Origin of the sequence: Sphingobium sp. (assembly GCF_033795625.1) — a bacterium.
In the GTDB taxonomy this organism is placed as follows: domain Bacteria; phylum Pseudomonadota; class Alphaproteobacteria; order Sphingomonadales; family Sphingomonadaceae; genus Sphingobium.
Window position 1 is genome coordinate 1 of the sequence record NZ_JARYGI010000034.1, and the last position, 12,684, is coordinate 12,684.

Annotated in this window: 11 protein-coding genes, 1 tRNA gene and 1 pseudogene; 4 read left to right on the plus strand and 9 right to left on the minus strand. The window is 60.3% G+C overall.

Going from position 1 to position 12,684, the window contains the following annotated elements:
• Positions 1 to 458 (plus strand): hypothetical protein (locus tag QHC67_RS14750; RefSeq protein ID WP_319295427.1); only part of this gene is annotated, 458 nt, incomplete at its 5' end.
• 103 nt (positions 459 to 561) lie between these two features.
• Here QHC67_RS14750 and QHC67_RS14755 read toward each other — a convergent pair.
• Positions 562 to 654: transfer RNA gene (locus QHC67_RS14755), tRNA-Ser, on the minus strand.
• A 295-nt stretch (positions 655 to 949) separates the two neighbouring features.
• Between QHC67_RS14755 and QHC67_RS14760 the strand changes: the two genes are divergently transcribed.
• Positions 950 to 1,726, plus strand: coding sequence for a DUF1134 domain-containing protein (locus tag QHC67_RS14760; protein WP_319295428.1), 777 nt, complete (start codon positions 950 to 952; stop codon positions 1,724 to 1,726).
• Positions 1,727 to 1,742: 16 nt separating this feature from the next.
• On the opposite strand, the pseudogene dinB reads toward QHC67_RS14760, so the two are convergent.
• The 5 genes and pseudogenes from dinB to QHC67_RS14785 form a co-directional block, all read right to left on the minus strand.
• Positions 1,743 to 2,836 (minus strand): annotated as a pseudogene (dinB, locus tag QHC67_RS14765) (DNA polymerase IV).
• Between the two features lie 59 nt (positions 2,837 to 2,895).
• Entirely contained in the window at positions 2,896 to 3,636 is a 741-nt protein-coding gene (locus QHC67_RS14770) for a 3'(2'),5'-bisphosphate nucleotidase CysQ (protein ID WP_319295429.1), read from the minus strand.
• A gap of 8 nt (positions 3,637 to 3,644) precedes the next feature.
• A complete protein-coding gene (cysN, locus tag QHC67_RS14775) occupies positions 3,645 to 5,564 on the minus strand; it encodes a sulfate adenylyltransferase subunit CysN (RefSeq protein WP_319295430.1) in 1,920 nt (639 codons plus the stop codon).
• Positions 5,564 to 6,469, minus strand: coding sequence for a sulfate adenylyltransferase subunit CysD (gene cysD / locus QHC67_RS14780; RefSeq protein WP_319295431.1), 906 nt, complete (start codon positions 6,467 to 6,469; stop codon positions 5,564 to 5,566). The genes cysN and cysD overlap by 1 nt, the downstream gene beginning before the upstream one ends.
• 335 nt (positions 6,470 to 6,804) lie before the next feature.
• Positions 6,805 to 7,560, minus strand: coding sequence for a dienelactone hydrolase family protein (locus QHC67_RS14785; protein WP_319295432.1), 756 nt, complete (start codon positions 7,558 to 7,560; stop codon positions 6,805 to 6,807).
• 162 nt (positions 7,561 to 7,722) lie between these two features.
• Here QHC67_RS14785 and QHC67_RS14790 point away from each other — a divergent pair, with 162 nt between their 5' ends.
• Positions 7,723 to 9,765: a M13 family metallopeptidase gene (locus QHC67_RS14790; RefSeq protein ID WP_319295433.1), complete on the plus strand. Its 2,043-nt coding sequence runs from the start codon at positions 7,723 to 7,725 to the stop codon at positions 9,763 to 9,765.
• A gap of 81 nt (positions 9,766 to 9,846) precedes the next feature.
• Positions 9,847 to 10,398 (plus strand): glycine zipper 2TM domain-containing protein, encoded by a 552-nt coding sequence (locus tag QHC67_RS14795; protein ID WP_319295434.1) that lies wholly within the window; start codon positions 9,847 to 9,849, stop codon positions 10,396 to 10,398.
• 55 nt (positions 10,399 to 10,453) lie between these two features.
• Here the strand turns inward: QHC67_RS14795 and QHC67_RS14800 are convergent, their stop codons facing one another.
• The 3 genes from QHC67_RS14800 to QHC67_RS14810 all read right to left on the minus strand — a co-directional run bounded on the left by QHC67_RS14800 (position 10,454) and on the right by QHC67_RS14810 (position 12,587).
• A complete protein-coding gene (locus QHC67_RS14800; RefSeq protein ID WP_319295435.1) occupies positions 10,454 to 11,299 on the minus strand; it encodes a MipA/OmpV family protein in 846 nt (281 codons plus the stop codon).
• 110 nt (positions 11,300 to 11,409) lie between these two features.
• On the minus strand, positions 11,410 to 11,832 hold the full coding sequence (locus QHC67_RS14805; RefSeq protein WP_319295472.1) for a DUF2141 domain-containing protein: 423 nt from the start codon (positions 11,830 to 11,832) through the stop codon (positions 11,410 to 11,412).
• A 26-nt stretch (positions 11,833 to 11,858) separates the two neighbouring features.
• Positions 11,859 to 12,587, minus strand: coding sequence for a sterol desaturase family protein (locus QHC67_RS14810; protein ID WP_319295436.1), 729 nt, complete (start codon positions 12,585 to 12,587; stop codon positions 11,859 to 11,861).
• Positions 12,588 to 12,684: the final 97 nt, after the last annotated feature.

Below are 12,684 nucleotides of genomic sequence, written 5' to 3' on the forward strand. Positions count from 1 at the left end.
CAAAGAAGCGATACATTCCTGATCCACATGTTCGCGAAAGATTGCAAAGAGCGGCAAACGATCCAAGATTGTCTGAATATCGTCGTGAACAGGCATTGGCCCGACTACGTGATATTGCTCGGCTTGAATCTGGCATACCCGAACCTTCACCTGCGAGCACTAAGCAAACGAACACAGGCGGTTCAGAGGTCATGCCCCTGTTGATGTACATTTTAGGGCCATCCACGTTTTTTTGTGTAATGGCCGCGATGGTTCCTGCCATCATCATCTTCGGTGATGCAGGCTGGGCGTGGCTTATCCATGACCGGGTTATGGCGATCATTGTCTTCGAGCGAGGCATAATGAACGCCGACCCGCTCGCTGAAATTGTGTTCGGCGGGGTGGCTATGGGTCTGTTGGTGTCGATTGGCATGATCGTCTATCGCTGGATAAACGGCTACTGGCCCCATCAATCCTAAATTCCACCGCGTTAGGTGGCCGATGCAGTGACTAAGTTTTTAGGGAGCGTTTGTGGGAACGGAACGCCGTATTCCCAAATTATCTTTAACTTTCAACAAGCGGTGGCGGAGACGGAGGGATTCGAACCCTCGGTAAGGGATTTACCCCTACGACGGTTTAGCAAACCGTTGGTTTCAGCCACTCACCCACGTCTCCGCATGGCTCGAAAGAGGCGCGTTGGCGTCTCCAGGCTATCGAGCGTTGGGCTATAGCGAGAGCTTTTCTCCATGGCAACGTCATCTGGACGATTTTTCCATGCTATCAAGCGCCGCAGAAGGTCATAGAAGATACGTCTTTCCGTCCGTCGCGGAATCGACTCGGATCGCCGTTCGTTCATTGTCGTTTCATGTCGTGGATCGGATACACATGGCCTGCGCCGTCGCGCGGTATCGGGGAGGAATGGATGGGTTGCCGAAATAGGTCTGCTTCAGGAGCGAGTGCAGGACGCGTCATGCGCGGCATTGCGATCCTTTCAGCAGTCTCGGGTCTGATGCTGGCCAATGTCGCGAGTGCGCAGATCCGCAATGTCGATCCCAATACGGCGATCGATGCCGATCTTGCGCCTGCACCCTCGGATCAGCAAGGCAGTTCCGCACCGCTCGAAGTCAACGATCCGCCTCCAGAGCAGGCACCTGCGAACCGGGCACCGCCACCGCCACCCGTGCTGACCCAGAACGGCGCGCCTGCTACGGCGACCGGTGCGCCTGTGACCGCGGCGTCTCCACCTGCTGCGCCGCTTCCGACCGCCTCATATCAGCAGGATGACCTGATCGGTGCCGCTGAAGGCGTGTTCGGCAAGGGAGCGGCTGGGCTTGCCGGGATCATCGAGAAGATACTGAAGGAACAGGGCCAGCCCAATGCCTATATCGCAGGACGCGAGGCGTCGGGGGCATTCGTGGTCGGGCTGCGCTATGGATCAGGCACGCTCAACCACAAAGTCGAAGGGACTCGGGACGTCTACTGGACCGGACCATCGATCGGATTCGACGTCGGCGGCAATGCCGGGAACACCTTCGTCCTCGTCTACAACCTCTACGACACGCAGGACCTGTACCACAGGTTTCCCGCGGGCGAGGGTGGCGCGTATTTTGTAGGAGGCTTCACAGCGAGTTATCTGCGCTGGGGTAAAGTCGTGCTGATCCCCATCCGCCTGGGAGTCGGCTACCGGCTAGGCGTCAATGCCGGCTATATGAAATTCACGGAAAAACGGAACTGGTTGCCATTCTGATCTTTGCTCCGGTCGATTAGATCGCAAGCGCGAACTGTGCTGCGGATACGCCGTCATCCCGGTCGGCCGGCTCAAGATTGTGAATGCCTAGGCCAAGCAATCTTGCGCCCTTGGGCAACGGCATCTCGCCGTCGAGCAAGTCCCGCCCCATCTCTTCCAGTGTCGACAATTGCGAGATGGCGCGGGGAACGGACCTAGATCGCGTTATCAGCGTGAAGTCGGCGAACTTCACCTTCAGCGTAACGGTCCGTCCGCGCATGCCTGAAGCTTCGATGCGGGGCCAGAGCCGGCTTACGATCTTGCCCAGTTCCGAATGCAATGCGTCGCGCTCGGCTATATCCGCGCCGAAGGTGTCTTCGACACTGATCGACTTGGCGACTTCGCGGCTCGAACCGGGCGGTCGTCTACGCCCCGGGCAGCCCGGTAGTAATATTCGGCCATGCTGCCGAAATGCTGGCGCAGGAAGGGGAGGGGGCACGCGCGCAGATCCGCGCCAGTCTCGATCCCGAGCTTCTGCATCTTGGCCGCCGTGACCGGACCGATGCCGTGAAAGCGCCGGACGGCCATGGTCTCGACAAACGCGGCACCCTGATCCGGCCGGATCACGCAGAGGCCGTCCGGCTTGTTCTGGTCTGAGGCAAGCTTCGCAAGCAGCTTGTTGTAGGATACTCCGGCAGATGCTGTCAGCCCCGTTTCAGCTCGGATCAGGCGTCGAATTTCTTCCGCGATCCTAGTGGCGGATTCAAGGCCCTGCTTGTTCTCCGTCACGTCGAGATAGGCTTCGTCCAGCGAGAGCGGCTGGATCATGTCCGTGAACTGACCGAAAATCGCCCGTATCTGTCGTGACACCGAACGATAGACGTCGAACCGGGGCGGCGCGAAAATCAGCGCAGGGCAAAGCCGCCGCGCGCGCGATCCGGGCATTGCGGACCGGACTCCGAACGTCCTTGCTTCGTAGCTGGCCGCTGCCACTACGCCACGTACTCCGCTGCCTCCCACGGCGACAGGCTTGCCGCGCAACTCTGGGTTGTCGCGCTGTTCCACGGATGCGTAGAAGGCATCCATGTCGACATGGATGATCTTGCGAATCAATGGCGCGGCATCTGCCATGTCAGCCACCATGCCACATCATCTTTTGGAACAAAAGTGGTACAGATCTCAAGCCGTCTTCAGAGTGCCGCGGCTTGCCTTTGCATGATGGCAAGAACGTCATGGGTCCATTCCGGCCGACAGATCAGCAGGTCAGGCATATATGTGTTGGATTGATTATAGACGAGTGGCGACCCGTCCGCACGGCTGACGTGCAGGCCGTGGGCTGCAGCCACGGCAACGGGCGCGCAGCTGTCCCATTCATATTGCCCGCCGGTGTGCAGGTAGATTTCCGCCTCGCCGCGCACGATCGCCATGGCCTTGGCGCCGGCCGAACCCATCGGCAGCAGTTCCGCCCCCAATGCCTCCGCGACGGCAAGCGCTTCGGCGGCCGGACGGGTGCGGCTCACGACCATGCGCGGGGTTGCAACGGGCGTGGGCAAAGGCGATGGCCGGTCGCTGCGCAGCACGACATTCAACCCAGGCAGGGCAACCGCACCCACCTTCGCTACGCCATCTACCGCAAGCGCGACATGCACGGCCCAGTCGGTGCGCGCCTCTCCATATTCGCGGGTGCCGTCAACCGGATCGACGATCCACACGCGGGACTTGGCAAGGCGTTTGCCGTCGCACGCCATCTCCTCCGACAGCAGCCCGTCGTCCGGTCGCTGTTCGCGTATTGCATGAACCAGGAACTGGTTGGCGGTCTGATCCCCAGCCTTGCCCAGCGCCTTTGGGCTGAACATGGCGGAAGCCCGCACCTCAAGAAGGAGCTTGCCTGCCACGTAGGCGAGATGAGCGGCGAGATCCGCGTCTGTCATATCGTCACTCATTTCAGCGGCAGGATGTGCCGGACGATATGCTCGGCAGCTTGCGCTGGCGTCATCTCGACGGTGTTGACTCGGATTTCGGGTGTTTCGGGCGGCTCATAGGGGCTGTCGATGCCAGTGAAGTTCTTCAGCGCGCCCGACCGGGCCTTCTTGTAGAGCCCTTTGACATCCCGCGCCTCGGCAACGTCCAGCGGGGTATCGACGAAGATCTCGATGAACTCGCCCTCGGGCAGCATCGCCCGCACCATCTCCCGCTCTGCCCGGAACGGTGAGATGAACGCAGTCAACACGATCAGGCCCGCGTCCGCCATCAACTTTGCCACTTCACCCACGCGGCGAATATTCTCGATCCGGTCCGCCTCAGTGAAACCAAGATCCTTGTTGAGGCCATGCCGGACATTGTCGCCGTCGAGCAGGAACGTATGACGGTTCATCAGCGCGAGCCTCTTCTCCACCTCGTTCGCGATGGTCGACTTGCCTGAACCCGACAGCCCGGTGAACCACAGGACACGCGGCTTCTGGTTCTTGAGATTGGCATGATCCTCCCGGCTGATATCAGTCGGCTGCCAATGGACATTCTGCGCCCGTCGCAACGCGAAGTGCAGCATGCCCGCGCCCACGGTCCGGTTCGTGATCTTGTCGATCAGGATGAAGCCGCCGAGCGTGTGGCTGTCCGCATAAGGCTCGAACACCAGTGGCTTGTCCGTAGAGATTTCCGCGACGCCGATGGCATTCAACTCCAGCGTCTTGGCGGCGAGATGCTCCATCGTGTTGACGTTGATCGTATATTTGGGCTCCTGAACGGTCGCGGAAACCGTCTGCGTGCCAAGCTTCAGCCAGTATGAGCGCCCGACATGCAGCGCCTCGTCCTCCATCCAAACGATGGTGGACTCGAACTGGCTCGCGGCTTCGGGCGGATTATCGCTGCTGGCGATCACGTCGCCGCGGGAGCAATCTATCTCGTCGGCAAGGCAGATGGTGACTGACTGTCCGGCAAGGGCTTCATCCAGGTCGCCGTCCAATGTGACCAGGCGGCTGACCGTCGAAGTCTTGCCCGAAGGCAGGACACGGATCGAGTCCCCAGGCTTCACCGATCCGGTCGCGATCAGCCCCGAAAATCCACGGAAGTCCAGATTGGGCCGATTGACCCATTGCACCGGCATCCGGAACGGCTTGCGCTGATCGGAGATATTGTCGATCTCGACCGCCTCCAGATGCTGGATCAGGGAGGGGCCAGTGTACCAGGGCGTGTTCGGCGAACTGGCGGTGATATTGTCGCCCTTGAAGCCGGAAATCGGCATGGGCACGAAACTATCGATCCCGATGCTGTGCGCAAAGTCCGTGTACTCGGTGACGATATCGTCGAATATCTTCTGGTCGTAGCCCACCAGATCCATCTTGTTGATGGCCAGCACGATATTGCGGATGCCGATCAGCTGGGCAAGAAAGCTATGCCGCCGCGTCTGGGTGAGGATGCCCTTGCGCGCGTCGATCAGGATCACCGCCAGGTCGGCAGTGGACGCGCCCGTCACCATGTTACGCGTATATTGCTCGTGCCCCGGCGTGTCCGCGACGATGAACTTGCGCTTCTCCGTCGCGAAAAAACGATAGGCGACGTCGATGGTGATCCCCTGTTCGCGCTCGGCGGCAAGGCCGTCGACCAGCAGGGCGAAGTCGATTTCCTGCCCCTGTGTGCCGACGCGCTTGCTATCGGCTTCCAAGGCCGCAAGCTGGTCCTCGAAGATCATCTTGCTGTCGTAGAGCAGTCGCCCGATTAACGTCGATTTTCCGTCGTCCACGGAACCGCAGGTGATGAACCGCAACAGGCTCTTATGCTGGTGCTTCTCCAGATAGGCGTCGATGTCTTCGGCAATGAGCGCCTCGGTCTTGTAGACCGGATCGGTAATCGTGCCGGACATCAGAAATACCCCTCCTGCTTCTTTTTCTCCATGCTGGCATCGCCGCCGTCCTTGTCGATGATGCGGCCCTGACGCTCCGATGTCGTGGTCAGCAGCATCTCCTGAATGACTTCCGGCAAGGTCTTCGCCTCGCTTTCGACGGCCCCGGTCAGCGGATAGCAGCCAAGCGTGCGGAAACGGATCGAGCGTTCAACGGGCACCTCACCGGCTTTGAGCGGGAAGCGGTCGTCATCGACCATCAGCAGCATGCCATCGCGTTCCACCGTCGGGCGCTTGGCCGAGAAATAGAGCGGCACGATCGGAATGTCGTTCAGGTGGATATATTGCCAGATGTCCAGTTCGGTCCAGTTGCTGATCGGGAACACGCGGATGCTCTCGCCCTTCGCCTTGCGGGCGTTGTAGAGGTTCCATAGTTCCGGCCGCTGGTTCTTCGGGTCCCATCCATGGCTTGCCGTGCGGAAGGAGAAGATGCGCTCCTTGGCGCGGCTCTTCTCTTCGTCGCGCCGCGCGCCGCCAAAGGCCACGTCGAAGCCATATTTGTCGAGCGCCTGCTTCAGCCCCTCCGTCTTCCACATGTCGGTATGCAGCGGGCCATGGTCGAACGGGTTGATGCCGCGATCCATTGCCTCCTGATTGTGGTGGACGAGCAGCTCCATGCCGCTCTCCCGCGCCATCCGGTCGCGCAAGTCATACATCGCCTTGAACTTCCAGGTCGTATCGACGTGCAGCAGCGGAAACGGCGGCGGCGAAGGATAGAAGGCCTTGCGCGCCAGATGGAGCATCACCGCGCTGTCCTTGCCGACCGAATAGAGCATCACCGGCCGCTCGGCTTCGGCGACCACTTCCCGCAGGATGTGGATACTCTCGGCCTCGAGCCGCTCAAGATGCGTCAATGTGCGTGCCATAAGTTTCGTTCGCTACCTCGTAGAGCGCTGCCAGACCGGTCCTGTCCGGTTCGACCTGTTCGATTCCCGGCCTTGTAGGTTCCTATCCTATCTAAATGCCAGAAAGGCGTTTGTCGGTGCCGGCAATCTCCGCTTTCAGCGGCAAAGTCTCTGACAGCGCTGGCGCTGCCTTCCGGTCGTGGTCCGGAGTGCAGCATTCCGACAGCGGATTGAAGCATGCGACTCGCAACAAAGGAGGACTAATCCAAAGGAAACTTGGCTCTCGCCATCTTTGCTTCCGCACAGGTGGCACGACGTTCACAACGACAAATCGGTCCAAATCGCAGCGGACCCCGTCAGGGCCGCAGATGACGTTTCAGGTAACGACCGGCATTTACTCCGGCTGGAAACGCGTCATCCAGAAACGCCAGGAGGGCAAGCCACGACTGCCTGTCTGCTACGGGATCATAGGCCATGCGAGGGTCGTTCAGGTCGGCTACCGCGCTGTTGGTGAAGCTGTGCAGGGCTCGGCCGTAGACCGCAAGCTGCCAGTCGACTTCCGCGGCATCCATTTCGTGCTGAAATGTCGTAATATCTTCGATGGGCACGAGCGGGTCTTTCGCCCCGGTGCAAGCCAGGACTCGGGCCGACACTTCGCCCCGCTGCGCGGGCAGGGCAGTCGTGAGCAGGCCGTGAAAACTTGCTACAGCGGCAAGGGGTGCGCCGCTGCGGGCGAGTTCGAGCACGGCCATGCCGCCGAAGCAATAACCGATCGCCGCGACGCGCCCCGCATCCACCGCCGCCGCTTTGCACAGCGCGTCGAGTCCGCTCCGCACGCGCTTGCGAAAAAGGAGGGGATTGCTCCTGAACGCGCCGACCGCAGCCATCATCTCATCGCCGGCGAGCACGCGGCCGTGCCCATGAATGTCCGCTGCCGCCGCGACATATCCCAGGTCAGCCAGCATGGCGCAGCGCCTGCGGACATTGCCGCCGATCCCGTCCGCTTCATGAACGACAAGGATCGCCTTGCCATTGCCGGACCCGGAGGGGCGATACAGCTCGCCGCGTAGCTCCACATCACCGTCATGGTATATCAGATTCTCGGTACTCATAGCGTCTCCGGACGTAGCGGCGGGTAAAAAGCGCTTCGAACGCGCGATTGATCCATGAGGTGCAGAGCTGCGATGCCGATTGCGTCAGAACAAATGATCCTTGCGGCCTGCAACGCTTACACTATCGTGCTGAAAAGATTAGCACACGTGCAAGGATCACTCATGAAAAGAACACTGCTCGCCACCGCAGCCATGCTTTCCGTAACGTCCATGGCCGCCATGGCGCAGCGCTCGCCATTGTCTGAGCAATCTTCGAGCGCGACGAAGAAAGCCCAGATGGGTAGCTATGGCTTCGATGAGAGCGGCATGGACCGCACAGTGAAGCCCGGTGACGACTTTTATGACTATGCCAATGGCGGCTGGGCGAAGCGAACTGCCATTCCCGAGGACAAGTCCAATTACGGCGCCTTCAACGTTCTCGATGATCTCTCCCGCGAGCGCACGAAGGGCATATTGGAAAGCGCGCGAAACGATCCAGACAGCAAGATCGGCGCGGCTTATGCCAGCTATCTCGATGAAGCGGCGATCGAAGCGAAAGGACTGTCGCCAATCAAGCCGTGGCTCGCAGAGATCAACAAGCTGAAAGACAAGAAAGCCTATTCCGCGCTGGCGGCGAAGGCTGCCCGGCAGGGTGTAGGCGGCCCGATATCGGCGCGCGTCGGACAGGATGACAAGGACCCGGAAACCTACATACTGACCGTGCGCCAAAGCGGCCTCGGCCTGCCGGACCGTGATTTCTATCTCGAACAGAACGAGAAGATGGCATCGATCCGCACCGCCTACGTCGGCTATCTCGAAAAGATGCTGACGCTCGCTGGCGAGGCAAATCCCGGCCAGAGGGCCGCCGCGCTGATGACCTTCGAAACCGAAGTCGCGAAGGTACATTGGACGCAGGTGGAAAGCCGCGACGCTGACAAGACCTACAACAAGATGACGCTGGCGCAGTTGGAGCAGGCCGCTCCGGGCTTCGACTTCGCCAGCTATTTCTCCACCAACAACATGCAGCCGCAATCGCTCCTGGTCGCGCAGCCAAGCGCCGTCACCGGCATCGCCGCGCTCGTCGCCAAAGCGCCGCTTCAGGTGCTGAAGGACGCGCTGCTGGTCCGCAGCCTGCATGCCTATGCGGACGACTTGCCCAATGCGGTGGCGGACACAGATTTTGCTTTCTACGGCACCACGTTGTCCGGAACGCCGCAGCGCGAACCCCGCTGGAAGCGCGGCGTCGGTTTCGTGACCGATGCGCTCGGCGAGGAAGTCGGCAAGGAATATGTGAAGCGCTACTTCCCGCTGGAAACCAAGGCCGCGATGGATGGTCTGGTCAAGAACGTACTCGCCGCCATGGGCCGCCGCATCGACGGCCTCGACTGGATGAGTGCGCAGGCGAAGGCACGCGCGCACAAGAAGCTGGCGGCCTTCACACCGAAGATCGGCTACCCGGATCGCTGGCGCGATTATGCTGGCCTGACCGTGAAGGCTGACGATCTGCTGGGCAACTCCATGCGCTCCAGCCAGTTCGAATATGACTATAACATTGGAAAGCTGGGAAAGCCGATCTACCGCTGGGAATGGCAGATGACGCCGATGGAGATCAACGCCTATGCCGATTTCGGCATGGTGGAGATCGTCTTCCCCGCCGCCATCCTGCAGCCGCCCTTCTTCGACCCGAACGCGGATCCCGCCGTGAACTATGGGGCAATCGGATCCGTGATCGGCCATGAACTGAGCCATCATTTCGACGACCAGGGCGCCAAATATGATGAGACCGGCAAGCTTTCGCAATGGTGGACCGATCAGGACGTGGCGAACTTCAAGGCGCTCACCGACAAGCTTGTGAAGCAGTATGATGCCTATGAGCCGTTGCCCGGCGCGCGAGTGAAGGGCGCATTTACGCTGGGCGAGAATATCGGCGACCTGGCCGGGCTGGCCGTTGCCCTGGATGCCTACCACGCCTCGTTGAACGGCAAGCCTGCGCCTGTGATCAACGGCATGACCGGGGATCAGCGCTTCTACCTTGGCTGGGCACAGGTCTGGCGGCGCAACTACCGCGAACCCAATCTGCGCCAGCGGCTGATAACCGATCCGCATTCGCCGTCACAATATCGCGCCGACATCGTTCGCAACTTCGATAGCTGGTACGATGCGTTCAAGCCTGCGCCCGGCGACAAGCTGTACCTGAAGCCGGAAGATCGCGTAAAGATCTGGTAAGGTCGCGGATCGGCCATGTCATGTTCATGCTGCGCGGCTAACATGCCGCGCAGTTCGATCACGAGCATGAGGACATTTATTATGCGCCGTTCTTTATCCATCGGCATCATGGCCGCGGCTTTCTGCATGGTGCTTGCGCCAGTGGCGCAGGCCCAGACGCGTCAGGAGGACGATCGCTTCCGTGCTGCCCAGCAGCGGCTCGACAGCGAACTTGCCACCTTCAGGGCCGAGTTCGATCGCTACCAGCAGGCGCGTTCGCGCGGATGGCAAGGTGGCGGCCGCGATCAGGACTATGACGCACGGCCGGGCTATGATGGTGGGGCGGGCCGCTATTCCGATGAGCGCGACGAAGGCGACTATGATCCTGCACGCTATTATCGGGACGGACCCAACTATCGCGAACGTACCCTTGCCAGCGACGACCGCGTGTATCGCGGCAATGATGGCCGATATTATTGCAAGCGCAGCGATGGCACGACCGGCCTGATCCTGGGCGCTGCTGGCGGCGGCATATTGGGCAATGTCATCGACGGCGGACGGTCGCGCACGGTCGGTACATTGATCGGCGGCGCGCTGGGCGCTCTGGCAGGCAGGTCAGTCGAGCAAAACCAAAGCCAGATACGCTGCCGCTAAGCGAAAAGGGGAGACGCTATGGCGCGTCTCCCCTTTGGCATTGTCCTGCGATATTTTAGAAGGTGTAGCCCACCCCAATCGCGCCGATCCACTGATTGCTGTCGCCAGCGATGTCCACGACTGGCGAGCGCTTATAGTCGCCCAGCATCTTTGTATAGGCTCCCAGCGCGAACACGGTCCAGCCCTTGCGCAGGTCGCCCGATAGCGAATGACCGGCAGTCAGGTTGACCGTCACGTTCTTGAAGCCTGCATCGTCGCCCGCTCTGCTATAGGCTGGCAGGCCGCTGGCGAGGCTGCCCGCAGGTGTCACGTCGAAATAGTAGCGGCCATAGCCCTTGCCGACATATTCCGCCGACACGCCGGTCCCGACGAACGAGGTGACGGACAGGGGCGTGAAATATTGCAGCGACGGCGTGATGACATAGCTTTCATGCGCGTTGGCGATGTCCTTGCCATAGGCAACGTTGAAAGTGAGGCTGTCATAGGCGCTGGTGATGACGCCCGTCTTTGAAATACCCGCGAAACCGCCGATTTCGATGGCGGTATCGAGTTCGCCAAGAGCCTTGACGCGGTCATCCTTGATCCTGCCAGTGCGATCCAGATTGACGCTGACATAGGGGCCGAGTTCAAAATCCCATCCATTGGGATCGGTGTTCGGAATGGCGTCGACATACAGGCTCGTGCCGCGCGTCCAGAACGCGAAGTCCTTGACCTTGCCGCGTGCCGCGGCGGCGGGGATTATCGTGTAATCGTCTGAACCATCATAGCTCGGGACGATGGCCGCGCCCACGCCGATCGTCAGGTTGCTACGGTCGGCTGCCGATTCCTGGGCTAGAGCTGTGCTTGCGGATGTGGCTAGAAGAGTGGCGGCGACGAAGGCCGACAGGCGCGAAAGGGGCATGAAAGGGAAATTCCTCGGCTGAATATGTTCGCCGTAGAATGTTTCGCAGGGGTTACAGTTCCTCTTGTTCCCTGGCGGCTTACAGAAAACGATCAACCGTTGCCTGAAAGCTACAGAAAATATTTCATGCGAAGTTTCTGCTCAACAGGGGCGCCAGCGACATTGAAGCGGGCAGAGTTGAAGCTGGGCGCGCCGAAGCGGATCGGCGGATTCCGGCTGAACGCCACCCCTTCACGGGGAATGCCGGCGAATGTATCCAGCTTTCGGTTACTGTTTTCGTCATGGATCAGCGCGATTGCGTAAGTACCGGGGGGTAGGTCAGGAATGGTGATGCCGCTGGACTGGGCCTGGGCGACGCTGACCGTCAAATGGCGACGATCCGGATCCCCCTTGCAATCGGGGAAATAATCGGGGTGACGCGTGAGGCAGAGAATGACGTCACCTTTGGCAGAGCGCAAAGCCTCGACATTCACCGTAAGTTTTTGGGGCTTATCAAGAGAAGCCGCGGCCCCCGTCGACGCCCACAGCGTCATTGCCGCAATGGATTTCACTAGCGTGTTCATATGCTTTTGAATTGCCCAAGCCCCCTGTCGGTCCCGCATAGCCTATCCCAGAAGCGGAAATACAGGCCGTAATTGCAATTATACTGATCATGGTGCCGCTGGTGATGCGTTGCCGTAATCAGCCAGTTTCCCGCCTTGCCGCGCACCATCCAACTCGGGAACATCTCCCACCCCATGTGATTGCTGACGCCCATGACGGTCATGATGCTTAGCACTATGCCGAGTGCCGCAACATGAATGGGAATGAGGAAGACGAGTATCGGGATGACGACCGCTCCTGTCAGCGCTTCCCAGGGATGAAAGCTCATCGCGGCCCATGCAGTCGGCGGGCGACTGGCGTGATGGACGGCATGAGCCGCGCGGAACAGCTTCGGGCGATGCATCCAGCGATGCGTCCAGTAGAACCACGTGTCATGCGCCAACAGATAGGCAAGGATCGAAATCGGCGCATACCAGAGCGGCAGGGCGTGCAGTTCGCTATAAATTTGCGTCCAGCCATGCGCTTGCCATCCCCACGCCATGATGCCGGCAGGCACGCCGTAGATCAGCGCGGAAAGCAGGGACCAGCCAATCTCTCGCCGGATCTGCGGATCGAGCCCCACGTAAAGGCCGCGGTGTCGCGCTCGCGTCGCCAAGGCAAAACCGCCACTCGCCAGAAGATAGCGGACCGCCACGATAGCGCTCATCGCAATCGCGGAAAGCAAGATGGAGAAGGCCGCTGTCATGGCGTGCCGTATAAACCAGGTGGAGGATTGCGTCACGCGAGGAGTGTGGCGCGAGACGACTGAGGCCTGCAGATGAAGTCTGCCTCTTTTAACATAG

Bases quoted from the DNA above. Each gene is read 5' to 3' on its own strand.
- QHC67_RS14760 (WP_319295428.1), top strand. From the start codon at position 950: ATGCGCGGCATTGCGATCCTTTCAGCAGTCTCGGGTCTGATGCTGGCC.
- QHC67_RS14770 (WP_319295429.1), bottom strand. From the start codon at position 3,636: ATGACAGACGCGGATCTCGCCGCTCATCTCGCCTACGTGGCAGGCAAG.
- cysN (WP_319295430.1), bottom strand. From the start codon at position 5,564: ATGTCCGGCACGATTACCGATCCGGTCTACAAGACCGAGGCGCTCATT.
- cysD (WP_319295431.1), bottom strand. From the start codon at position 6,469: ATGGCACGCACATTGACGCATCTTGAGCGGCTCGAGGCCGAGAGTATC.
- QHC67_RS14785 (WP_319295432.1), bottom strand. From the start codon at position 7,560: ATGAGTACCGAGAATCTGATATACCATGACGGTGATGTGGAGCTACGC.
- QHC67_RS14790 (WP_319295433.1), top strand. From the start codon at position 7,723: ATGAAAAGAACACTGCTCGCCACCGCAGCCATGCTTTCCGTAACGTCC.
- QHC67_RS14795 (WP_319295434.1), top strand. From the start codon at position 9,847: ATGCGCCGTTCTTTATCCATCGGCATCATGGCCGCGGCTTTCTGCATG.
- QHC67_RS14800 (WP_319295435.1), bottom strand. From the start codon at position 11,299: ATGCCCCTTTCGCGCCTGTCGGCCTTCGTCGCCGCCACTCTTCTAGCC.
- QHC67_RS14805 (WP_319295472.1), bottom strand. From the start codon at position 11,832: ATGACGCTGTGGGCGTCGACGGGGGCCGCGGCTTCTCTTGATAAGCCC.
- QHC67_RS14810 (WP_319295436.1), bottom strand. From the start codon at position 12,587: ATGACAGCGGCCTTCTCCATCTTGCTTTCCGCGATTGCGATGAGCGCT.